At 69.0% G+C, this 21365-nt stretch carries 23 protein-coding genes; 16 read left to right on the top strand and 7 right to left on the bottom strand.

Annotated features, from left to right (window positions below; all coding sequences use genetic code 11):
- From ACFOWZ_RS11865 to ACFOWZ_RS11850, 4 genes are all read right to left on the bottom strand, one after another.
- Window positions 1-873: a 1,4-dihydroxy-2-naphthoate polyprenyltransferase gene (locus ACFOWZ_RS11865; protein WP_382371940.1), complete on the bottom strand. Its 873-nt coding sequence runs from the start codon at window positions 871-873 to the stop codon at window positions 1-3.
- 46 nt (window positions 874-919) lie between these two features.
- Entirely contained in the window at window positions 920-2008 is a 1089-nt protein-coding gene (locus ACFOWZ_RS11860; RefSeq protein WP_382371938.1) for a hypothetical protein, read from the bottom strand.
- Between the two features lie 75 nt (window positions 2009-2083).
- On the bottom strand, window positions 2084-3115 hold the full coding sequence (gene menE / locus ACFOWZ_RS11855) for an o-succinylbenzoate--CoA ligase (protein WP_382371936.1): 1032 nt from the start codon (window positions 3113-3115) through the stop codon (window positions 2084-2086).
- Entirely contained in the window at window positions 3115-4017 is a 903-nt protein-coding gene (locus tag ACFOWZ_RS11850; protein ID WP_382371934.1) for a 1,4-dihydroxy-2-naphthoyl-CoA synthase, read from the bottom strand. Before ACFOWZ_RS11850 ends, menE begins: the two co-directional genes overlap by 1 nt.
- 20 nt (window positions 4018-4037) lie before the next feature.
- Between ACFOWZ_RS11850 and menD the strand changes: the two genes are divergently transcribed.
- The 5 genes from menD (at window position 4038) to ACFOWZ_RS11825 (ending at window position 8859) form a co-directional block, all read left to right on the top strand.
- A complete protein-coding gene (menD, locus tag ACFOWZ_RS11845; RefSeq protein WP_382371932.1) occupies window positions 4038-5612 on the top strand; it encodes a 2-succinyl-5-enolpyruvyl-6-hydroxy-3-cyclohexene-1-carboxylic-acid synthase in 1575 nt (524 codons plus the stop codon).
- Window positions 5613-5667: 55 nt separating this feature from the next.
- Window positions 5668-7176: a M1 family metallopeptidase gene (locus tag ACFOWZ_RS11840; protein ID WP_382371930.1), complete on the top strand. Its 1509-nt coding sequence runs from the start codon at window positions 5668-5670 to the stop codon at window positions 7174-7176.
- A 143-nt stretch (window positions 7177-7319) separates the two neighbouring features.
- On the top strand, window positions 7320-8168 hold the full coding sequence (locus ACFOWZ_RS11835) for a helix-turn-helix domain-containing protein (RefSeq protein WP_382371928.1): 849 nt from the start codon (window positions 7320-7322) through the stop codon (window positions 8166-8168).
- Window positions 8143-8316: a DUF397 domain-containing protein gene (locus ACFOWZ_RS11830; RefSeq protein WP_382371926.1), complete on the top strand. Its 174-nt coding sequence runs from the start codon at window positions 8143-8145 to the stop codon at window positions 8314-8316. Before ACFOWZ_RS11835 ends, ACFOWZ_RS11830 begins: the two co-directional genes overlap by 26 nt.
- A 3-nt stretch (window positions 8317-8319) precedes the next feature.
- The gene (locus tag ACFOWZ_RS11825) at window positions 8320-8859 is read left to right on the top strand and encodes a GrpB family protein (protein ID WP_382371924.1); all 540 of its coding nucleotides are present in this window, start codon (window positions 8320-8322) and stop codon (window positions 8857-8859) included.
- Here ACFOWZ_RS11825 and ACFOWZ_RS11820 read toward each other — a convergent pair.
- Window positions 8845-10077: an isochorismate synthase gene (locus ACFOWZ_RS11820; protein WP_030473233.1), complete on the bottom strand. Its 1233-nt coding sequence runs from the start codon at window positions 10075-10077 to the stop codon at window positions 8845-8847. The two genes, ACFOWZ_RS11825 and ACFOWZ_RS11820, sit on opposite strands and share 15 nt — an antisense overlap.
- A 63-nt stretch (window positions 10078-10140) precedes the next feature.
- Here ACFOWZ_RS11820 and ACFOWZ_RS11815 point away from each other — a divergent pair, with 63 nt between their 5' ends.
- From ACFOWZ_RS11815 to ACFOWZ_RS11785, 7 genes are read left to right on the top strand one after another with little or no spacing between them, the layout of a single operon-like run.
- The gene (locus tag ACFOWZ_RS11815; RefSeq protein WP_382371922.1) at window positions 10141-10587 is read left to right on the top strand and encodes a DUF3592 domain-containing protein; all 447 of its coding nucleotides are present in this window, start codon (window positions 10141-10143) and stop codon (window positions 10585-10587) included.
- A gap of 9 nt (window positions 10588-10596) precedes the next feature.
- A complete protein-coding gene (gene paaA / locus ACFOWZ_RS11810) occupies window positions 10597-11538 on the top strand; it encodes a 1,2-phenylacetyl-CoA epoxidase subunit PaaA (protein ID WP_382371920.1) in 942 nt (313 codons plus the stop codon).
- Window positions 11535-11819 carry a 1,2-phenylacetyl-CoA epoxidase subunit PaaB gene (gene paaB / locus ACFOWZ_RS11805; protein WP_030473230.1) on the top strand — a complete coding sequence of 95 codons (285 nt, stop codon included), beginning with the start codon at window positions 11535-11537 and terminating at the stop codon, window positions 11817-11819. Before paaA ends, paaB begins: the two co-directional genes overlap by 4 nt.
- On the top strand, window positions 11816-12700 hold the full coding sequence (gene paaC, locus ACFOWZ_RS11800; protein WP_382371917.1) for a 1,2-phenylacetyl-CoA epoxidase subunit PaaC: 885 nt from the start codon (window positions 11816-11818) through the stop codon (window positions 12698-12700). Before paaB ends, paaC begins: the two co-directional genes overlap by 4 nt.
- Entirely contained in the window at window positions 12697-13188 is a 492-nt protein-coding gene (gene paaD, locus ACFOWZ_RS11795; protein ID WP_382371915.1) for a 1,2-phenylacetyl-CoA epoxidase subunit PaaD, read from the top strand. Before paaC ends, paaD begins: the two co-directional genes overlap by 4 nt.
- A 1-nt stretch (window position 13189) precedes the next feature.
- The gene (gene paaE / locus ACFOWZ_RS11790) at window positions 13190-14230 is read left to right on the top strand and encodes a 1,2-phenylacetyl-CoA epoxidase subunit PaaE (RefSeq protein ID WP_382371913.1); all 1041 of its coding nucleotides are present in this window, start codon (window positions 13190-13192) and stop codon (window positions 14228-14230) included.
- 37 nt (window positions 14231-14267) lie between these two features.
- On the top strand, window positions 14268-14882 hold the full coding sequence (locus tag ACFOWZ_RS11785; RefSeq protein ID WP_382371911.1) for a hypothetical protein: 615 nt from the start codon (window positions 14268-14270) through the stop codon (window positions 14880-14882).
- Here the strand turns inward: ACFOWZ_RS11785 and ACFOWZ_RS11780 are convergent.
- Window positions 14867-15697, bottom strand: coding sequence for an inositol monophosphatase family protein (locus tag ACFOWZ_RS11780; protein WP_030473225.1), 831 nt, complete (start codon window positions 15695-15697; stop codon window positions 14867-14869). The genes ACFOWZ_RS11785 and ACFOWZ_RS11780 overlap by 16 nt on opposite strands.
- A gap of 145 nt (window positions 15698-15842) precedes the next feature.
- On the opposite strand from ACFOWZ_RS11780, the gene ACFOWZ_RS11775 reads away from it, so the two are divergent.
- The 3 genes from ACFOWZ_RS11775 to ACFOWZ_RS11765 are packed head-to-tail and all read left to right on the top strand — an operon-like array spanning window position 15843 to window position 18768.
- Window positions 15843-16916: a glycosyltransferase family 4 protein gene (locus ACFOWZ_RS11775; RefSeq protein WP_382371909.1), complete on the top strand. Its 1074-nt coding sequence runs from the start codon at window positions 15843-15845 to the stop codon at window positions 16914-16916.
- Entirely contained in the window at window positions 16913-18010 is a 1098-nt protein-coding gene (locus ACFOWZ_RS11770; protein WP_382371907.1) for a glycosyltransferase, read from the top strand. Before ACFOWZ_RS11775 ends, ACFOWZ_RS11770 begins: the two co-directional genes overlap by 4 nt.
- A 35-nt stretch (window positions 18011-18045) precedes the next feature.
- Window positions 18046-18768, top strand: a complete 723-nt coding sequence (locus ACFOWZ_RS11765) for a demethylmenaquinone methyltransferase (RefSeq protein WP_382371905.1) — start codon at window positions 18046-18048, stop codon at window positions 18766-18768.
- Window positions 18769-18841: 73 nt separating this feature from the next.
- Here ACFOWZ_RS11765 and ACFOWZ_RS11760 read toward each other — a convergent pair whose 3' ends face one another.
- Window positions 18842-19885, bottom strand: coding sequence for a hypothetical protein (locus ACFOWZ_RS11760; RefSeq protein WP_382371903.1), 1044 nt, complete (start codon window positions 19883-19885; stop codon window positions 18842-18844).
- A 133-nt stretch (window positions 19886-20018) separates the two neighbouring features.
- On the opposite strand from ACFOWZ_RS11760, the gene ACFOWZ_RS11755 reads away from it, so the two are divergent.
- Entirely contained in the window at window positions 20019-21284 is a 1266-nt protein-coding gene (locus tag ACFOWZ_RS11755) for a geranylgeranyl reductase family protein (RefSeq protein ID WP_382371901.1), read from the top strand.
- Window positions 21285-21365: the final 81 nt, after the last annotated feature.

Genomic DNA, 21365 nt, shown 5'->3' with positions numbered 1-21365 from the left:
TCAGTCGAGGAACAGACCGGCGCTGACCAGGACCGCCCAGGCCAGCATCGCGATCCCGGTGAACTGCAGCACCGGGATCAGGTCGCGGCCGCCACGCCCGGCGGCCACCCGGCGCACGGCGGGCAGCAGCACCGGCGCCGCGAGGAACCCGAGCAACGCGTAGGGCACCCGCACGGTCATGCCGAGAGCGATCAGGAACGGCACGGCCACCAGCGCCAGGTACAGCCGGCGGGTGTCCTTGTCGCCCAGCACGACGGCCAGGGTTCGCTTGCCCGACACGGCATCCGTGGGGATGTCGCGCAGGTTGTTCGCCACCAGCACCGCGGCCGAGATCGACCCCATCGCGATGGACGCGCCGATGCCGATCCCGGTGATCTCACCGGTCTGCACGTACAGCGTGCCCAGCACCGCGGCCGGGCCGAAGAACACGAACACCGCGATCTCGCCGAGCCCCGCGTAGCCGTACGGACGCTTGCCGCCGGTGTAGAACCACGCCCCGGCAATGCACACCGCGCCGAACGCGATCATCCACCAGTACCCGGACAGCGCCACCAGCGCGAGCCCCGCCAGCGCGCCGATGCCGAGCGAGATGAACGCCGCCAGCCGCACCTTGGAGGGCTCCGCCGCACCGGAACCGGTCAGGCGGAACGGTCCCACCCGGTTGTCGTCGGTACCGCGGATGCCGTCGGAGTAGTCGTTGGCGTAGTTCACGCCGATCTGCAACGCCACCGAGACGAGCAGCGCGAGCGCCGTGTAGACGGGCTTGAACTCGTCGATGTGGTGTGCCGCCGCCGCGCCCACGATCACGGGTGCGATCGAGTTCGGCAGGGTGCGGGGGCGGGTCCCCTGGATCCACTGGACGACTGAGGCCATGCCTCCATCCTCCGCCATGACCACTGAGGACCCGCCAACGGGCCTATCAGCAGTTGGTCGCTCCGGAGACGCCCGCCACGTACGCCTTGGCGACGTGCTTGCCGGACGCGATGCGGTACCAGACGTTCGAGGTGCCCTGCGTGCCCGTCACCGACTCGCCCGTGAGCTGGCACGTGACCCTGACCTGGGCGTAATTCGCGGCCAGACCCACCTGCGACGTCGAGGAGTTCGCGCCGCTGCGGACGTTCACCGTGCCGTTGGCCGCGGACGTGCGCACCGTCCCCACAGGACCGGAGCCGGTCCACAGGTAGGTCACGGTCACCCAGGAGTTCGTGGTCAGCTTGAGGCCGTCCCAGAACGTGCCGTCGGCCAGGTCGATGCCGGCGGGGTTCGCTACCTCACGCCCGTACTGGTCCTTGCCGCCGTTGTAGTTGTTCTCGTACGCGGCCTGTGCTTCCGGCTTGCCCTGCGGCAGGTCCTTCCACATCTCCCGCGTCGAGGACGGGTTCCAGTAGTCGTCCTTGGTGTTCCACGGACCGACGTCCCACACCGGCGCCCACTCGCAACGGCCGTTCGACGCGCACACCTGCACGCTGTAGCTGCCGGAGTTGTTGGGCGCCAGGCCACGCCGCGATGGCAACGCCACGAAGTGGTCACGCGAACGGATCGTGTGCCCGTTCGCCGTCGTGCCACCGACAAGACCCTCGCGCGTCGCGTACACGCGGTACGAACGTCCAGCAGCAGCAACGGAAACGTCCTCCGAAGCCGCGGGCACGCTGGAAGCCGTCAGCTTCACGCGCGACGCCTTGCCACCGCTGAGAACCACGCGCGTCTGGACGGTCGAGGTGGTCACCGGCAACGTCGCCGGCGCCTGGAGCCACTCGGTCCACTGACCGTCCGGACGCAGACCGCGCACGTCGACCACGCCATCGCCGGTCACCGCCGCCGTGACCGCGTTGGCGGGCTCAGCGAGTCTGTGCGACCCGAGCTCGATCAGGCCCGTCCGGGGAGAGCCGCCCCAGGTGACGGCGTGGCCGCTGAGGTCGGCGGACCACTCGTTGCCCGCGGCCTGGGCGGGAGAGGCCAGTCCGACCACCAACGTGGCTCCGACGACCAGCGGTAACAGGTAGCGCATGAGAAACCCCCATCGCCAACGCGCGCGGTGGGGTCCGCGCGCTTCGCGGGCAGGGTCGTCCTCAGCGGTAAAGGTTCACCTAAAAAGGTCCGCTACAGCCGTTCTGTCGACTTTGCCCGGCCCCCGCAACGGCAGCTCGGACACGAACCGCACCAGTTTCGGCGCCGCCGCCCGCCCCACGGCGTCCGCAACGGCGGCCTTCAGCTCGTCCACCGACGGCTCCACCCCGCGAGCAACGACGACCGCGGCCACGACCTGGCCCCACTCGTCGTCCGGCACGCCCACGACGCACGCCTCCAGCACGCCCTCGACCGTCGACAGGGCCCGTTCCACCAGCACCGGAGGCACCTTCTCGCCGCCCGTCACGATCACGTCGTCGGCGCGGCCCAGCACCTCCAGCCGCCCGTCCCGCAGCCGCCCGAGATCACCGGTGCGGAACCACTCGCCGAACGGCTCCGGGCTGCCGCGGTAGCCCAGCGCCAGCACCGGTCCGCTGATCTCGATCACGTCGTCGGTGCGCACGCGTACGCCTCGTAGCGGCTCACCGTCGTACACACACCCACCGGCCGTTTCGCTCATGCCGTACGTGGTGACGACCTGCACGCCGAGCGCGCGCGCCTGCTGGAGGAGCTTCGGCGGGGTGGCGGCCCCGCCGATCAGCACGCCGTCGAACTGCCGCAGCGACTCGAGACCCGGCCCCTCTCCCACGACGAGCCGGGAGAGCTGCGTGGGCACCAGCGCGGTGTAGTGGCGCCCCGGCTGGGCCAGCACCGGCCGGGCGGCGTGCGCGAAGCCCATGGCCCGGAAGCCCTTCGACATGTCGAGCACGCCGGGCGTGGTGCCGGCGACGATCGACCGCACCAGGACCTGGGCCCCGGCGATGTGGCTGGTGGGCAGCGCCAGCAGCCACGTCCCGGGCCCGCCGAGCCGTTCGTGGGTGGCCTCCGCCGAGGTGGTGAGGGCCGCGGCGTCGAGCAGCACTGTCTTCGGCTCGCCCGTCGACCCGGAGGTGGGCACGCCGAGCACGGCCCGCTTCTCCCAGCCGTCGAGCGGGCCCTCGACCAGCGGTTCTCCGCCGCTGAGCGCGGCGCGCAGCTCGTCGATCATCAGAAGTAGTACGGGTAGTTCGACCAGTCGGGGTCGCGCTTCTCCAGGAAGGCGTCCCGGCCCTCGACGGCCTCGTCGGTCATGTACGCGAGCCGGGTCGTCTCACCGGCGAACAGCTGCTGTCCCACCAGTCCGTCGTCGATCAGGTTGAACGCGTACTTGAGCATCCGCTGGGCGGTCGGCGACTTGCCGTTGATCTCACGCGCCCACTGCAGCGCCGTGGTCTCCAGCTCCGCGTGCGGCACGACGGCGTTGACCGCGCCCATCCTGTGCATCTCCTCGGCGGAGTACGTGCGGCCGAGGAAGAAGATCTCGCGCGCGAACTTCTGCCCGACCTGCCGCGCGAGGTAGGCCGACCCGTAGCCGCCGTCGAACGAGCCGACGTCCGCGTCGGTCTGCTTGAACTTCGCGTGCTCCTCGCTCGCGAGCGTGAGGTCGCACACGACGTGCAGGCTGTGCCCGCCACCCGCGGCCCAGCCGTTCACGACCGCGATGACGACCTTCGGCATGAACCTGATCAGGCGCTGGCACTCCAGGACGTGCAACCGCCCCGCCCGCGCCGGGTCCACGGTGTCCGCGGTCTCGCCGGACGCGTACTGGTAGCCGCTGCGGCCACGAATGCGCTGGTCACCACCACTGCAGAAGGCCCAGCCGCCGTCCTTGGGGCTGGGGCCGTTGCCGGTCAGCAGCACACAGCCGACGTCGGACGACATGCGCGCGTGGTCGAGCGCGCGGTACAGCTCGTCCACGGTGTGCGGCCGGAACGCGTTGCGCACCTCGGGCCGGTTGAACGCGATGCGCACCGTGCCCTGGTCGATGGCGCGGTGGTAGGTGATGTCGGTGAAGTCGAAGCCCTCGACGGACTTCCACAGCGACGGGTCGAAGAGCTCCTGGTCTGCCACGATCTGAGACTCTAGGCGGTATGAATCCGTCCACGACGCAGGCGAGGGTGATCGTCGACGAACTGGTCCGCAACGGCGTCCGCCACGTCGTGCTGTCCCCAGGTTCGCGCAACGCCCCGTTGTCGTTCGCACTGCACCAGGCCGAACAGCAGGGCCTGCTCACGCTGCACGTGCGGATCGACGAGCGCAGCGCGGGGTTCCTCGCGCTCGGCCTCGCGAAGACGGGCACGCCGGCCGTCGTGACGTGCACCAGCGGCACCGCGGTCGCGAACCTGCACCCGGCCGTCATCGAGGCGCAGCTGACGAACGTGCCGTTGATCGCGCTCACCGCCGACCGCCCGGTCGACCTCTACCGCGCCGGGGCGAGCCAGACGATCAACCAGCACGACGTCCTCGGCATCCCGACCCTGCACATGCCCGAGGGCGCCGACGAGCCCACGACGCGTTCGCTGGTCTGCCGCGCGATCGCCACCGACGGCCCGTCGCACGTCAACGTGCCGTTCCGCCCGCCGCTGACGCCCTCCGACGACGCGTGGCCGGTGTCCGCCCGCGGTGGCCCGTGGACCGCGACCGACCGCGCGGTCACCGTCGAGACCCGCCCGTCCGAGCTGCCCGCGCGCACGCTGGTGCTGCTCGGCGACGACCGTCCGGAACGTCTTCGCAGGGCGTCCGAGCTCGGCTGGCCGGTGATCGCCGAGCCGACCGCGCCGAACGGCCTGCGGCACGGCACGTTGCTGCTCAACGCGGGCCTGCCCGAGCACCTGCGGCCGGACGCGGTGCTCGTCGTCGGCCGCGTGACGCTGTCCAGGGGCCAGCAGGCGCTGCTGAAGGACACCGAGATCGTCCACGCTGTCGGTGACCAGGCCTTCTGGCCGGACACGCAGTTCAGCGCCACGCACGCGTCGACCTGGCTGCCCGAACCGTCCGAGCACGACGCCGAGTGGCTTCAGGCTTGGCAGAGCGCGGTCAAGAACGTCAGCGCCGCCGTCGACGACCTCCTGGACACCGAGCCGTGGCCGACCGGCCTGCACGTCGCGCGCGACCTCACCCAGGCGATGCCCTCGGGCTCGTTGCTGTTCGTCGGCTCGTCCAATCCGATCCGCGACGTCGATTTCGCGGGCGAGCGGCGTCCGGACATCACCGTGCACGCGAACCGCGGCGCCGCGGGCATCGACGGGAGCGTGTCCACGGCCATCGGGCTCGCCCTGAGCCACCAGGGGCCCGCCTACGCGTTGATGGGCGACCTGACGTTCCTGCACGACAGCAACGGCCTGCTGGCCGACCGCGCGCCCGACCTGACGATCGTCGTGCTCAACGACGACGGCGGCGGGATCTTTTCCTTGCTGGAACAGGGTGCCCCGGAGTACGGCCGCAGTTTCGAGAGGATTTTCGGAACGCCGCACGGGACGGATCTGACCGCTTTGTGCGCGGGCTACCGAATTCCGCACTCCACAGTGGACGGCCAGGAGGAGTTCCGTAGCGCACTTGCGTCACCCAAGGGCCTCCAAGTGGTCGAAGTGCAGGCAAAACGTGACGATCTGCGCGGGTTGCACCAACGTCTCAAGGCGACTGTGTCAAACGTTTTCAGCAGATAGGAAACATACGTAAGTCGGTGGTTCGTGCCGCAAATGGGTGGATAGCGTCCCGCGCATGTCGATCAGATCCAAGGCGACGACCGCGGTGGCGTCCGCGGCCGCGATGACGCTCTTCGCGGGGACGGCGCTGGCCGCGTCTCCGGGTGCACCTGGCGCCGGTGACCCGTACTTCCCGAAGTACGGCAACGGCGGATACGACGTCTCCCACTACGACATCAGGCTCAACTACAACCCGAACGGCGACCAGCTGTCGGGCACGACGACGATCCTGGCGAAGGCCACCGAGGACCTCACGCAGTTCAACCTGGACTTCCTGCTCAAGGTGAAGTCGGTCCGGGTGAACAACGCGCCGGCCTCGTTCGTCTCCGACGACGGCGAGCTGATCCTCACGCCGCGCGGTGGCGTGAGGAAGGGCCAGAACCTCACCATCGTCGTCACCTACGCCGACACGCCGTCCGCGGTGAAGGACCGCAACGGCTTCACGGCGTGGACCAAGACCACCGACGGCGCCCTGGCCATCGGTGAGCCGGAAATCGCCTCCTGGTGGTACCCGTCGAACGACCACCCGACCGACAAGGCCACCTTCGACGTCAACGTCGCCGTCCCGAACGGCGTCGAGGCGATCTCGAACGGCACGTTCGTCGGCCAGACCCGCCAGATCAACGGCTGGACCCGCTGGAACTGGCGCAGCACCAAGCCGCAGGCGACGTACCTGACGTTCCTGACGATCGGCCAGTTCGAGATCCGCCAGTCGACCACGCCGTCCGGCCAGCCGTCGGTCAACGCCTACTCCGAGCGCCTCGGCGACAACGCCGACGCGGCCAAGGCGAGCATCGAGCGCACGCCCGAGGTGACCGACTTCCTGGCGGAGAACTTCGGCCCGTACCCGTTCGAAGCGCAGGGCGGCGTCGTCACCCCGGACCTCGGCTACGCGCTGGAGAACCAGACGCGCTCGACCTACGACACGGCCTTCTTCCGCCGTGGCGCCAACACGTACGTCGTCGCACACGAGGTCGCCCACCAGTGGTTCGGCGACTCCGTGTCGGTCCACCACTGGCGCGACATCTGGCTGAACGAGGGTTTCGCGTCCTACGCGGAGTTCCTCTGGTCCGAGCACGTCGGTGAGGGCACGGCACAGGAGAACGCCGACTTCACCTACGACCTGTACCCGGCCGACAGCCCGTTCTGGCAGGTCCTGCCGGGCGACCCCGGTTCTGGTGCGGTGTTCGACGGCGCCGTCTACGATCGCGGCGCGCTGGCCGTGCACGCGCTGCGCGTGGCCGTGGGCGACGAGAAGTTCTTCGAGATCCTCCGCACGTGGACGGCCGAGAAGAAGTACTCGGACGCCACGATCGAGGAGTTCATCGCGCTGGCGGAGCGGGTGTCGGGGCAGCAGCTCGACGAGCTGTTCCAGACGTGGCTGTTCACGAAGGGCAAGCCGGCGCAGGCGCCGGGGCGTTCGTCGGACGTGGCGGCGCAGACGTTGTCGGTGGGCAAGGCGGCAGAGCCCAAGTCGCGGGCGAAGATCCAGCTGACGCACGAGCTGCTGGACGCGCACAAGTGATTGGTTGTTTGACGGCGATTTTCTGTCAGACCTGCTGAGTACGTTATGACGCAGGGGTTCCCGGTTCGAGGGGACCCCTGCGTCAGCGTTTTCACCCGAACGAGCCCGTATCGTGGATCAGATCCAAGTCATAGCTTCGGTGGATGTCTCAAACCACTCCATCCACCGCGTACAGCCGGGATCTGGGTGACGAACTGCGCCGGCTACGCGAAACCTGCACCAACCTCAAAGGCGCCCAGGTAGCCGCCCAGCTCGGCTGGGACCCCAGCAAGGTCTCCACCATCGAGCACGGCAAGGCGCGGCCCAGCGAGATCGACCTGGTCCAGTTCCTGACGATGTGCGGCAAGGACATCGACTTCTTCGAGGACTTCAAACGGCGCTACCGCTACGCGTTCGACGAGTACATCGTGCAGCTGCCGGGCAACCTGCGCACCGTTGCGATGGCCGAGTCGGCCGCCACGAAGATCTTCAGTTACAACACGCTCACCGTGCCAGGTCTCCTGCAAACAGCGAGGTACGCCGAGTGCCTCTGCCGAGCGGCCGGGATGACCGTCGAAGAGCAGATCCCGGCGCTCGTGCAGGCCCGGATGGACCGCCAGGCGATCTTGCGGCGGCACGATCGGCCGGATTGCGTGTTCTACATCCATGAGCTAGCTCTGCGTCAACGTGTCGGCGACGAGCAGGTCATGGCGGACCAGTACCTACAGCTGATGTTCAACGCACACATCGTTCGTGTCGTGCCTGCGGACGTGATTGTGAACTCGGCTGGAATCCTGCTCTGGGAGTACGACAAGGCGATGCCGGTCGCCTACAGCGAGACCGATCTGACCCAGGTTTTCGTGCAGGATCGAGGTGCGATCGCACGCACGAGACTGGTTTTCGATCGCTTGGCTGAGGTCGCCTTGGATGAGGAACAATCGCGGAGGAAGCTGGCGGAGTACGTCAACCTGCCGCGAGAGGATCTCGATGCCCCAGGACCGCACTTGGCGTAAGAGCAGCTACAGCAACGGCACGCCGGAGGGTGAGTGCGTCGAGGTCTCGCTCACCCGCGACGCGCGTGTCCGCGACTCGAAGAACGTGGCCGGTGAGGTGCTGACCTTCAGCACCTCGGCCTGGCGCGCTTTCGTCGAACAGATCTGAAACGTGAGCGAAGCCCCAGCGTGGGCCTACGAGCGGCCAGAAGTCCGTCCGCACGACCCCCGATGGACCGCCCGAGCAAAGGCGGAGTCCGACCACCTGGCCGACCTGCTCGCCCCATGGCTCGTCGACGGCATCGAGCACATCGGCTCGACAGCCATCCCCGGCCTGGCAGCCAAACCGATCATCGACCTGATGGCGTCGGTGACTGACCTGGACACCGTCGTCGAGCAGGCCCGAGAACGCCTGGCCGCCGAAGGCTGGTCCTACGTGCCCCCAGAACTCGACCAACGCCCGTGGCGCCGCTTCTTCGTGAAGCCGGACCCATCCCAACAACACCGAGTAGCCCACCTGCACGTGATCCCAGCAGGCCACCAGCGGTGGACCGACCAGATCCGGTTCCGCGACGCCCTCCGCAACAACCCGGACCAAGCCCGGCAGTACGAAGCACTAAAACGCCAACTAGCCAAAACCAGCGACCACGACCGTGAGGCTTACACGGAAGGCAAGGCGGCCTTCGTCGCGAGCGTCCTAAAGCCCCTCTAGCGCCTCACGCATCGGCCGCATCTTCGCGTGCGCCTCCTGCACCTCGATGTCCGGATCCGAGTCCGCCACGAGCCCGCACCCCGCGAACAGCCGCGCCGTCGAGCCGGAGATCTGCGCACACCGCAGTGCGATCCCGAGCTCCCCGTCGCCGTTGCCGTCGATCCACCCGACCGGCCCGGCGTACCGCCCGCGGTCCATGCCCTCCAGCTGCGAGATCAGCTGAGTCGCGTCCAGCCGGGGCGTGCCCCCGACCGCGGCCGTCGGGTGCACGGCCGAACCCAGGTGCAGCAGTGACACCGACGACTCGAGAGTGCCGATCACGTCGCTGGACAGGTGCGACACGTTCGGCAGCCGCAGGACGGAAGGTCCCTCCACGGACATCGTCGTGCAAAAAGGGCGCAACGTCTCCGCGAGAGAGGTGATCGCGTAGTCGTGCTCTTCGAGGTTCTTCTCCGACGACATCAACGCCGAAGCGAGCTCTTCGTCCGAAACACCGTCGTGTGGCCACGTCGTCCCAGCCAGCACGCGTGAGTCGACCACCGAGCCGGTTCGGCGCAGCAGCAGCTCAGGGGTAGCGCCGACCAAACCGTCCACCGCGTAGGCCCAACACTCCGGATACCGGCGCGCGAGGCCCTGCAGCACGAACCGCTGGTCCAGGCGCCGGTCCGTCAGAGCGACCAGGTCGTGGGCCAGGACGACCTTGTCGAGCTCGCCGCCGCGCATCCGCAGAACGGCCTCGTGAACGGCCTCGCGGTACTGCGTGACCGGCAGCTGGCCGTTCGCGTATCGGACCGTTGACGGGCGCGAGAGAGGGGCGACGAAAGGGGCCGGATCCGAGGCGCCGATCGTGGTGACCCACTGCTCGCCGTTGCGGCGGCCGACCACCACCTCGGGGACGATCAGCACCGAGTCGCCGGGGGAGTCGGCGAAGGCCATCGAGATGAACGCGACGGGGCCGCTGCCCGGTACGCCCAGCTCGTCGTCCACGTCGAGGTGGGCGCAGAACTCCTGCCACCACTTGTCGGCCTGCGCGAACCGGTCTGGACCGCTGACCTCCAGCCGTGCGGCCTCGCCCCAGCCGACCAGGCCGGACCCGTCGCGCACCCAGGCGAGCGCGTGCTCCGGGTCCGGCAGCAGTCCGAGCAGGTCGGAGGCTGTGTCCCGCCTCGACCGGACGCGGATTCGCTGCCGTGCTCGCGATGTGGGTGCAGAGGTCACTCTCCGACTGTATGGACCTCAACCTGAAAGCGCGGCATCCGCCCGGCTCTAGACTTCTCAGTTGTGGTGGACGACGCACTGACCAAGCCTCCGCTCGGCGTACGCGTCCGCCGTGCGGTCTGCAGAACGTTGCTCGTCGTCGGTGGGGTGGTCACGCTCGTGTGCGTGCTTCTGCCCATAGCGTGCTGGCGGGACGACGTGGCCATCGAGAAGCACATGGGGCAGGCGATCGCGCAGGTCGACTCCGTCTCCTTCAACAGGACGGTTGTGCGCTACGCCACACCGGACGGTCGCGTGATCATCCCGTCCCAGGGAGTGCTGTACCCGTCTGGGCTCAACGTCGGGGACAACGTGCGGGTCGAGTACGACCAGACCAACCCCGAACTCACCCGCGTCGCCGGACGGACGGCGGTGCTCAGCCTGCTGCCCGTCGGCTCGTTCCTCGTGGCTGTTTGGCTGGTCGTCGGGGCAGTTGTGACAGTTCTACGCAGATTCGGCACTCAGGTGTAACATCGGGGCATGGCGGATGACCTGGAGCTGCGCTTCGAGCGCACGGTGCAGGCTGAAGCGCGCATCGAGCCGCGCGACTGGATGCCCGACGGCTACCGGAAGACCCTGATCAGGCAGATCGCCCAGCACGCCCACTCCGAGATCATCGGGATGCAGCCTGAGGGCAACTGGATCAGTCGCGCGCCCTCGCTGCGGCGCAAGGCGATCCTGCTGGCGAAGGTGCAGGACGAGGCAGGCCACGGCCTGTACCTGTACTCGGCGACCGAGACGCTCGGAGCCGACCGCGAGGACCTGACGACCAAGCTCATCGAGGGCCGCCAGAAGTACTCCTCCATCTTCAACTACCCCACGCTGACGTTCGCGGACGTCGGTGTCATCGGCTGGCTGGTCGACGGCGCCGCGATCTGCAACCAGGTGCCGTTGTGTCGCACGTCGTACGGGCCGTACGCGCGCGCGATGATCCGCATCTGCAAGGAAGAGTCGTTCCACCAGCGTCAGGGCTACGAGCTGCTCATGACGATGATGCGCGGCACGCAGCAGCAGCGCGACATGGTGCAGGACTCGGTGAACCGGTGGTGGTGGCCGGCGCTGATGATGTTCGGCCCGCCGGACTCGGAGTCCACGAACACCGAGCAGTCCATGGCGTGGCGGATCAAGCGCGACACCAACGACGAGCTGCGGCAGAAGTTCGTGAACATGAGCGTGCCGCAGGCCGAGGCGCTCGGCGTGACGTTCCCCGACCCTGAGCTCAAGTGGAACGAAGAGCGCGGGCAGTACGACTTCGGCTCGCCGGACTGGGACGAGTTCTGGCAGGTCGTCAAGGGTGGCGGCGTCTGCAACGAGCAGCGCATCGCCCACCGCCGCAAGGCGCACGAGGACGGCGCCTGGGTTCGCGAGGCCGCTGCCGCGCACGCCCAGAAGCAGGCTGTTGTGAAGGAAGGTGCCGCGTGAGCACGTCTTGGCCTCTGTGGGAAGTGTTCGTGCGCGGCAAGCGCGGCCTGAACCACGTGCACGTCGGTTCGCTGCACGCGCCGGACGCCGAAATGGCGCTGCGCAACGCCCGTGACGTCTACACGCGTCGCAACGAGGGCGTCTCGATCTGGGTCGTGCCCGCGGCCGCGATCACGGCGTCGTCGCCGGACGAGAAGGACCCGTTCTTCGCGCCGTCCGGGGACAAGGTCTACCGGCACCCGACGTTCTACGCGATTCCCGAGGACGTGCCGCACCTATGAGCTTCGACAACGCTTACGAGTCGCTTCTCGGCCACGAAGACGCGCACTGGGCGTTCGGGACGGGCTTCTCCGAGGCCCTGTCCGGCGTGAACCGCGAGTTCCCGGCCGATGTCGACAAAGACGCTTTGGCCGCGTACTGCCTGATGCTCGGCGACGACGCGTTGATCTTCTCGCAGCGGCTCGCGGAGTGGTGCTCGCGCGCGCCCGAGCTGGAAGAGGACATCGCTCTCGCGAACATCGCCCTCGACCTGCTGGGCCAGGCTCGCATGCTGCTGACGCGCGCCGGCGAGGTGCTCGGGAAGTCCGAGGACGAGCTGGCGTACCTGCGCGACGAACGCGAGTTCCGCAACGTGCACCTGGCCGAGATCGACTGCGGTCCGGGCCCCGGCGGCGACTTCGGCACGACCATCGCGCGCCTTCTGGTGTTCTCGTCGTGGCGTCTCGCGCTCTTCTCCCGGCTGCGCGGCTCGGCCGATCCGGTGCTCGCCGCCATCGCGGAGAAGGGCCTGAAGGAGCTGGCCTACCACCGCGACCACGCCGCGCAGTGGACCGTCCGGCTCGGCGACGGCACCGACGAGTCGCACCGCCGCGTGCAGGCCGGTCTTGAGCGCGTGTGGCCGTTCGTGGACGAGCTGTTCGCCACGCACGCCGTTGAAACGCGTCTTCCCGGTGTTGCGGTCGACCCGGCCTCGGTGAAGTCCGAAGTGGACGGTGTGCTCGACGCGGTGCTGTCGGCCGCGGGTCTCACGCGCCCGGCGGACACCCGAGCCGCGCGCGTCGCAGGCATGGCCGGTCGCGACGGCGTGCACACCGAGGCCATGGGTTACCTGCTCGCCGAGATGCAGCACCTGCACCGCTCGCTGCCGGGAGCGGTCTGGTGACGACGGCACTCGAGATCGCGTCGGCCGTGCGGGACCCGGAGCTCCCGGTCCTCACGCTGGCGGACCTCGGCGTGCTGCGCGACGTGTCGGAAGCGGACGGTCGCGTGGTCGTCACCATCACCCCGACCTACTCGGGTTGCCCCGCGATCGACGAGATGGGCGCTGACCTGCGCCGATCGTTGACCGCAGCGGGCTACTCGGAGGTCGAGGTGCGCCTGTCGCTGTCGCCTGCCTGGACGACGGACTGGATCAGCGACGAGGGCCGCTCGAAGCTCGCATCGGCGGGCATCGCACCCCCTGCGCGCGTGGGACCTTCCGTTGCTGGCCCGGTGCCGCTGAACCTCGTGCCGCCGTCACGTCAGGTCGCCTGCCCGCAGTGCGGCTCGCCCAACACGTCGGAGATTTCCCGCTTCGGCTCGACCGCGTGCAAGGCCCTGCGCCGCTGCAACGCGTGCGCCGAACCGTTCGAGCACGTCAAGGAGATCTGAGTTGTCGCGCCGAGCCGCTTTCCACAAGCTGACGGTCGCCCGCGTCGACCGCCTCTGCGACGACGCCGTCGCCGTCACGTTCGACGTGCCCGCCGACCTGTCGGACGAGTTCGCCTTCACCGCGGGCCAGTACCTGACCCTGCGCCAGGGCGACGAGCGCCGTTCGTACTCGATCTGCGCCCCCACCGGCGCCGCCCCGCGCATCGGCGTGCGCCGCGTCGACGGCGGCCAGTTCTCGACGTGGCTGGTCGACCGCCTGTCTCCGGGTGACGTGGTCGAGGTCCTGCCGCCCCTGGGCAAGTTCACGCCCTCTGGCACCGGCACGCACCACGGCCTGGTGGTCGCGGGCTCCGGCATCACCCCGGCCCTGTCGATCGCCGCGACCGTGCTCGCCACCGGCGCCCGCGTGACGCTCATGTACGGCAACCGCAGCACCAACACGGTGATGTTCGCCGACGAGCTGGCCGACCTGAAGGACCGCTACCCGGCGACGTTCCAGCTGATCCACGTCCTGTCCCGCGAACCACGCGACGTGGAGCTCTTCACCGGCCGCCTGAACGCTACGAAGCTGAACGCGCTGTTCGACACCATCGTGCCGTTCGACGGCATCGACGAGTGGTGGCTGTGCGGCCCGTACGAGATGGTGCAGGACGCCACGGCCGTGCTGCGCACACGCGGCGTGGCCCCTGAACACGTGCACCACGAGCTCTTCTACGTCGACGAGCCGCCGCCCCCGCCACGTCGTGCGGCGGCCGTGGTGGACGCCGCCGCCTCCGTGACGGTGGTGCTGGATGGCAAGTCGACCACGCTGCCGCTGCCCGCCGACGAACCGATCCTCGACGCTGCCCAGCGCGTGCGTGCGGACCTGCCGTTCGCGTGCAAGGGCGGTGTGTGTGGCACGTGCCGTGCGTTGGTCACGGAGGGCACGGTGGAGATGCGGCGGAACTACGCGCTCGACCAGTCCGAGGTGGAGGCCGGGTTCGTGCTGACGTGTCAGGCGTTGCCGACCAGCGAATCCGTGACGGTCGACTTCGACGCTTGACCACCAACACGGCGTGGAAGTGGCACGATCACCAGTCATGGGTGTCGTCGTTCGTTCAGTGCTGTGGGGATCCGCGGTCGGTTTCGTGCTCATGGGTGCCCTCATGACAATCGGCGTGACCGCCACTGCGAAGAGCACCGATTCGGTCGGCATCTCCATCGCGGCGGTCATCATCTCCGGCGTGATGATGGGCGGGGTCCCCGGCTCACTGATCGGCCTGGTCATCGGCCTGATCCGTCGCTCGATCAACCGGCCGCGCCCGCCGGTGCCGTACTTCCCGCTGGCTCCCCAGCAGCCCTACGACATGTGGTCCGAGCAGGTCGAACGCTGCGCCGAGTCGGCGCGCAGGGTCTCCGCGGCCGTGCAGACCGTGCCCAAGTCGGCGGCCAAGGACTGGCTGCAGCGGATCAGCGAGCAGCTGACCAAGGAGCTCGACGACGTGCGCGGGATCGCGCAGCTGGGCAGGGCGCTGGGCGCGGTCGACCAGCAGCACCCCGTCTACCAGCGGTTGCTCAAGGCCGCGCACGACTTCAAGCAGTTCGAGAACCAGGTCGGCCGGGTCGCGCTGCAGATGTTCGACCACCCGGAGCTGGACGACGCGCGCACCCACCTCGAGATGCTCGAGAAGCAGCTGCCTCAGCTGTCGACCTGAAGCGCTGACTGCCACCAGCCCAGCACCTCGTCCGCGGCGTCGGGTGCGGCCACCAGGAGGCCGTCCACGGGCAGTTGGGCTCCCTCGCCTCGTCTGTCCAACACGACCGCACCGGACTCCACGGCCAGTGACACTGCACCGGCCACGTCCCACTCGTGGTAGCCGTGCAGCACGGCGGCAGCGACGTGGCCCAACGCCACCTGTGCCACCGCCAGACATTTCGAACCAAGCACGCGCACGCCCGTGCCGGCTGTTGCGGCCGTGGAGATGAATTCGCCCATGCCTGGCCATGGGCCGGAACGGGTCATCTCAGTGCACACGACCAGGGAGTCGCCCTGGCGTTCGGTCAGGCGGACCGGGGTGCCGTTCGCGCGCATGCCGCGGCCTCGGGCGGCTGCGTAGATCTGGGAGCGGTACGGGTCTGCCACCACGCCGACGACCGGGCCCCAGCGGTCCACCAGGGCCAGGCTGTAGGCGCACCACGGCATGCCCGCGGTGTAGTTCGCGGTGCCGTCCACCGGGTCGACCACCCAGCGGAACTCCGAGTCGTCGGGGACCGCGTCGGAGTTCTCGCAGAACACGGGGATCGACGGGAACTCCTTGGTGAGCACGCGGCGGGTGTGGCGTTCCAGGGTGCGGTCGGTGTCGGTGACCCAGTCGAACGGTGACTCGTCCGAGTCGGGACGCACGCCGCGGCCGGCGGTGGCCATGATGACGTCCGAGGCGTCGTTCGCCAGGCGACCGGCCACTTCCAGGGCGATGGACACCAGGCCGGGGTCCACCGGGTGCGCGGGACGGGACGACAAGACGGTCATGCTGGCCTAGTTTCACCGCGTCCGGTGACCGGGAGCCGACGCGAAGATGACGAATCGACGATCACCTGGCCACGACGTGAGGTGTTCGGACCGCGTCAAATTGAGTGTCACGTGGACTTCACGCTGGCACCCCAGGGTGTCCTCTGTGCGCGTAGCGATCGTTACCGAGAGCTTCCTGCCCCAGGTGAACGGGGTCACCAACTCCGTTCTCCGCGTGCTGGAACACCTGCGGCGAGGTGGCCACCAGGCTCTGGTGGTCGCGCCCGGTTCCGGCGCCGACGACCACCTCGGCACGCCAGTCGTCAGAGTTTCCTCCGTCGACGTGCCCATGGTGACCAGCCTGCCCATCGGGGTGCCGAGCCCCAGAGTCCACCACGCGCTGGCGGACTTCGGGCCCGACGTCGTGCACCTCGCCTCACCGTTCGTGCTCGGCGCGTACGGGCTGCGGGCCGCCCGCAGGCTCGACGTGCCGACCGTCGCCGTCTACCAGACCGACGTCGCCGGGTTCGCGGGCAACTACGGGCTCGGGCTCACCAAGCGCGCGGCGTGGAGGTGGACCAGGCGCCTGCACACACTCGCCGACCGCACGCTGGCGCCGTCGAGCTCGGCGGTGGAAGCGTTGGAGCGGCACGGTGTTCCGCGCGTGCACCGGTGGGGCCGCGGTGTCGACGTCGACCTCTTCCACCCGCGCCCCAAGCACAACGACGAGCTCACGGTCGGCTACGTCGGCCGTCTCGCGCCGGAGAAGCAGGTCCACCGGCTCCGGGAGCTCCACGGCCTGCCGGGCGTGAAGCTGCGGATCGTCGGCGACGGCCCGGACCGCGAACAGCTCGAACGCGATCTTCCCGACGCCGAGTTCCTGGGCTTCCGCACCGGTCAGGCGCTCGCCGAGGCCTACGCGTCGCTCGACGTCTTCATCCACACCGGACCGCACGAGACGTTCTGCCAGGCCGTGCAGGAGGCGCTCGCGACCGGGCTGCCGGTGCTCGCGCCGGACGCGGGCGGTCCGCGCGACCTCGTGCGGCACGGCCGGACGGGGTACCTGTTCGAGGACGACGTCGTGCAGTACCTGGACCTGCTGCGGGACCCGTTGCGGCGCAAGCGGTTCGGTCTCGCGGCACGCAGGTCGGTGCTCTCCCGCACCTGGCCCGCGATCTGCGACGAGCTGATGGGCCACTACGCCGCGGTCACCGGACTCGCTCACCGGGCAGCCGCTTGAGGATCGTCCAGCTCGCCAACTTCTACGGACCGAAGTCGGGCGGGCTCCGCACGGCACTGCACCACCTCGGCACCGGCTACGCGCAGGCGGGCCACGAGGTGGTGCTGGTCGTGCCGGGCGACCGCCGTGCCGACGAGGTGCTGCCCGGCGGCGTCCGGCGCATCACCCTGCCCGCGGTGAAGATCCCGTACACCGGCGGCTACCGCGTCGTGGACCCGTGGCGGGTGAAGGCGCTGGTGGAGCACCTGGAGCCGGACCGGCTGGAGGTCTCCGACCGGCTGACGTTGCGCGGCATGGGCGCGTGGGCGAGCGAGCGCGGCATCCCGAACGTCGTGATCTCCCACGAACGCCTCGACCGGCTGCTGCGGTTCGTGCTGCCCGAGCACCCGGCGGTGCGGGCCGCGGACTGGGCCAACCGGCGCATGGCCGCGAGCTACGACACGGTTGTGTGCACGACCGGGTTCGCCCGCGAGGAGTTCGACCGCATCGGCGCGCGCAACGTCACCCAGGTGCCGCTCGGCGTCGACCTGACCACGTTCACGCCCCGCCGCCACTCTGCCGATCTGCGGCGGGACCTGTTGCGGGGCGAGGAGAGCCTGCTCGTCCACTGTGGACGGTTGTCGCCGGAGAAGCACGTCGAACGGTCCGTCGACACGCTCGCCGAACTGCACGAGCAGGGCCACTCGGCACGCCTGGTGATCGCGGGCGACGGCCCTCGCCGTGCCTTCCTGGAGAAGCGCGCGGCGGGCCTGCCGGTCACGTTCCTCGGCTTCGTGAAGTCACGCCTGGACGTCGCCTCGCTGCTCGCCTCGGCGGACCTCTCACTCGCGCCCGGCCCGCACGAGACGTTCGGCCTCGCGGCACTGGAGGCCCTGGCCAGCGGAACCCCCGTCGTCGTGAGCAGGAGCAGCGCGCTGAAGGAGATCGTCCAGCCGTCGTGCGGCGCGGCGGTCGACGACCACGCCGCGGCGTTCGCGCTCGCCGCCCGGCAGCTCCTCGAGTCGGGGTCACGGGAGGCCGCCCGCGCGCGTGCGGAGGAGTACCCGTGGCACGCGGCGGTCGACGGCATGCTGACGGCCCTGAAGGTGCCCTGAAGATGATCTCAGCTGGCCTGACTTAGTCTTGGGCCATGTCGCGAGCCGGCTTGGACAAGAACCCCCGCGAGGTCGCCGAGATGTTCGACGGCGTGGCCCAGGGCTACGACCGCACGAACTCGGTCATGACGCTGGGCTTCGACCGGCGGTGGCGGGAGTGGAGCAGGCGCGTGCTCGACGCCCGCCCCGGCGAGAAGGTCCTCGACCTGGCCGCCGGCACCGCTGTGTCCACCGTCGAGTACGCCGAGTCCGGCGCCTGGTGCGTCGCCGCCGACTTCTCCGTCGGCATGCTCGCCTCCGGTGCCCACCGCCGTGTCCCGAAGGTGGCCGCCGACGCCCTGCGCCTGCCGTTCAAGGACAACTCCTTCGACGCCGTCACGGTGTCCTTCGGCATCCGCAACTTCAACGACACGGTCGTCGCCCTGCGCGAGATGGCCCGCGTGGTGAAGCCGGGCGGCCGCATGGTGATCTGCGAGGTCTCCACCCCGGTGTGGAAGCCGTTCCGCTTCGTCTACATGCGGTACCTGCTCAAGCTCCTGCCGCTGATCGCGAAGTTCGTCTCCTCGAACCCGGCGGCCTACTCCTACCTGGCCGAGTCGATGGCGACCTGGCCGGACCAGCGCGCGCTGGGCGAGCTCATCTCGCAGGCGGGCTGGGAGGACGTCGCCTGGTTCAACCTGACGGGCGGCATGGTGGCCCTGCACCGCGCGACCAAGCCGGAGCCCACCCCCGCTGAGCCGCCCACCCCAACCCCCTAACCACCCCCCGCTTGCTTTGCCGCACGCGGGGCCCTCTCGTGTTCTCAGAGCGAACGAAAGCTCCCCGCGTGTCCTAGACGGGACGCCACAGCGTCGCTGAAACCCGAGGTCGGCCGCGTTGCTCCGCAGCACGGTAGGCACCCCGAAGTTCTGCGACTACGCCCGCTGGGTCCGTCTTAAGGCGTGAAGGCACCGTGTGGATCGTCATCACGCCGTTGGCCAAGAGCGCCGAGTGCTGAGCCATCGTTCGTGCGTAGTCATCAGGGCCAAGGTGGAACTCCACCGAGTCGATCTGCCATGCGAGCCCCACTTCGTCCCACCAGCCGTCAACGATGGCGAGCTGAGCCCCGGATGCGCTCCTGATCAGCACATTCCACTGCGGGAGTGGCAAGGAGGACCTCTGGACCAACGAGCGCGACCACGCTTCGGCGGCCGAACGGACGCCGTCACTGACCTCGTCCAACACCCGTCTTGGCAGCGAGGTGCCGCCCAGCCTCAGGTTCTTGAGCTCTTCGGCGAGTGCACCAGGTGAGCAGAGGCGGCGCTGAACGGCATCCGCGATAACAGCGCGCACAACGTCGAGACCGCTCTCTTTACGTGCAGCATCGATGAGCGCACGAGCAAGCGTCACCACGGGGAACCCGTTGATCAGCGTTCCATCCCACGGCCGGTTGCTGCGTTCCACGAGCAGTGAACCTTGGCTCGTCACCCGGCGGCCATGAGGAACCAGAACATGGATGCGTTGATCGGCCGGCACTCGACGCACTCCGTACATGCGGGCGGCTTCACAACCGGTCAGATACGTCAACGGACCGGCTCGCAGCAGCGCACCTCTAACAAGCTGTCGCCTGCTCGGCGTTCCGCCAGTGACCAGGTAGACACCGAGGAACAGTCGGGTCCAGCCTCCGCCTGGGCGGCACTTCTTCGCCAGCGTGGCGCTGCTGAACCCGAGCGCCAGTAGATGCCTGCGGGTGGCCACGGCATCCTCGAAGGCGTCGGCGAGCAGTCCGTAGTCGATCGAACGTTTAAATGTCACTCGATCAATCATCGGCATGCGGCCGCAGACCTCAACCGCCTCTTGATCGACATGTGGACAACTCGCGATCTTCAAGTGCACGCGGGGAGCTTTCGTTCGCTCTGGGAACACGTTGGGGCCCCGCGTGCTGTCCGGCAGCGGGCGGAGGCGGTGGGGTCTCAGGGAGGGGCGGTTAGAGTCGCGAGGGAGTCACGGCACACGTTAGGGAGTCTGGATGAGCAGGCGCGGGATCAACGAGGACGCCGACGTCATCGTGGTGGGGGCGGGACCGGCGGGCTCGACCGCGGCGACCTACCTCGCCAGGGCAGGCCTCGACGTCCTCCTGCTGGAGAAGAGCACCTTCCCCAGGGAGAAGGTCTGCGGCGACGGGCTCACCCCGCGCGGCGTCAAGCAGCTCATCGACCTGGGCATCGACACCCGCGAGAGCAACGGCTGGCTCCACAACAAGGGGCTCAGGGTCGTCGGCGGCGGTGTCACGCTGGAGCTGGACTGGCCGGACCTGGCCACGTTCCCCAACTACGGTGTCGTGCGGCCGCGCATGGACTTCGACGAGATGCTCGCGAACGCGGCCAAACAAGCCGGCGCGCGCATGCACGAGCACACGACGGTCACCAAGGCCATCATCGAGAACGGCCGGGTCGTCGGTGTCGAGGCCAAGCAGGGACCGGAGAAGAACCCGGTCACGTACCGGGCGCCCATCGTCGTCGGCTGCGACGGCGTGTCCGCGCGGCTCGCCCTGTCGGTCGGCCTGCAGAAGGACGACAACAAGCCGATGGGTGTCGCGGTCCGCCGCTACTACAGCAGCCCGCGCACCAAGGACGACTACCTCGAAAGCCACCTCGAGCTGTGGGCGCCGGACGGCCAGCTGCTGCCCGGCTACGGCTGGATCTTCGGCATGGGCGACGGCAGCGTGAACGTCGGCCTCGGCATCCTCAGCACGTCGAAGGCCTACGGCACGACGGACTACCGCCAGCTCCTGCGCTCCTGGCTCGACGCGACGCCGGAGGAGTGGGGCTTCCGCGAGGAGAACGCGACCAGCCGCATCGGTGGTGCCGCGCTGCCCATGGGCCTCAACCGCAAGCCGCACTACCGGGCGGGTCTCGTGCTCGTCGGCGACGCGGGCGGCATGGTCAACCCGTTCAACGGCGAGGGCATCGGCTACGCCATGGAGTCGGCCAAGATCGCGTCCGAGTCGATCGTCCAGGCACTCGCGCGGACCGGCGTCAACCGTGAACGCGCGCTGCACGGCTACCCCGTTCGGATCGAACAGGCGCTCGGGAGTTACTACCGGCTCGGGAACGTCTTCTCGAAGCTCATCGGTAACCCGGCGATCATGCGGACCGCAACGAAGTACGGAATGCCGCGGAAACGCCTGATGAAACTCGTGCTCAAGCTGCTCGCGGGCCTCTACGACCCCAAGGACGGCGACTCAATGGACCGCCTCATCGTGGCCGCCACGAAGCTCGCGCCGACGGCATAAATTACTCCGAATAGGTGACGGCGCCGGCTCAATACGAGCCGGTGCCGTTTCGCATGTGTCGGCCAAGTTAAAGCCCCAGGT

The sequence above is a fragment of the Lentzea rhizosphaerae genome, from assembly GCF_042649515.1.
GTDB lineage: Bacteria > Actinomycetota > Actinomycetes > Mycobacteriales > Pseudonocardiaceae > Lentzea > Lentzea aerocolonigenes.
The sequence above is the reverse complement of the archived record's forward strand: the minus strand, read 5'-3'. Positions and strand labels throughout refer to the sequence as shown.

Bases quoted from the DNA above. Each gene is read 5' to 3' on its own strand.
- ACFOWZ_RS11865 (WP_382371940.1), bottom strand. From the start codon at position 873: ATGGCCTCAGTCGTCCAGTGGATCCAGGGGACCCGCCCCCGCACCCTG.
- ACFOWZ_RS11860 (WP_382371938.1), bottom strand. From the start codon at position 2,008: ATGCGCTACCTGTTACCGCTGGTCGTCGGAGCCACGTTGGTGGTCGGA.
- menE (WP_382371936.1), bottom strand. From the start codon at position 3,115: ATGATCGACGAGCTGCGCGCCGCGCTCAGCGGCGGAGAACCGCTGGTC.
- menD (WP_382371932.1), top strand. From the start codon at position 4,038: ATGAATCCGTCCACGACGCAGGCGAGGGTGATCGTCGACGAACTGGTC.
- ACFOWZ_RS11840 (WP_382371930.1), top strand. From the start codon at position 5,668: ATGTCGATCAGATCCAAGGCGACGACCGCGGTGGCGTCCGCGGCCGCG.
- ACFOWZ_RS11835 (WP_382371928.1), top strand. From the start codon at position 7,320: ATGTCTCAAACCACTCCATCCACCGCGTACAGCCGGGATCTGGGTGAC.
- ACFOWZ_RS11830 (WP_382371926.1), top strand. From the start codon at position 8,143: ATGCCCCAGGACCGCACTTGGCGTAAGAGCAGCTACAGCAACGGCACG.
- paaA (WP_382371920.1), top strand. From the start codon at position 10,597: ATGGCGGATGACCTGGAGCTGCGCTTCGAGCGCACGGTGCAGGCTGAA.
- paaC (WP_382371917.1), top strand. From the start codon at position 11,816: ATGAGCTTCGACAACGCTTACGAGTCGCTTCTCGGCCACGAAGACGCG.
- ACFOWZ_RS11785 (WP_382371911.1), top strand. From the start codon at position 14,268: ATGGGTGTCGTCGTTCGTTCAGTGCTGTGGGGATCCGCGGTCGGTTTC.
- ACFOWZ_RS11780 (WP_030473225.1), bottom strand. From the start codon at position 15,697: ATGACCGTCTTGTCGTCCCGTCCCGCGCACCCGGTGGACCCCGGCCTG.
- ACFOWZ_RS11765 (WP_382371905.1), top strand. From the start codon at position 18,046: ATGTCGCGAGCCGGCTTGGACAAGAACCCCCGCGAGGTCGCCGAGATG.
- ACFOWZ_RS11755 (WP_382371901.1), top strand. From the start codon at position 20,019: ATGAGCAGGCGCGGGATCAACGAGGACGCCGACGTCATCGTGGTGGGG.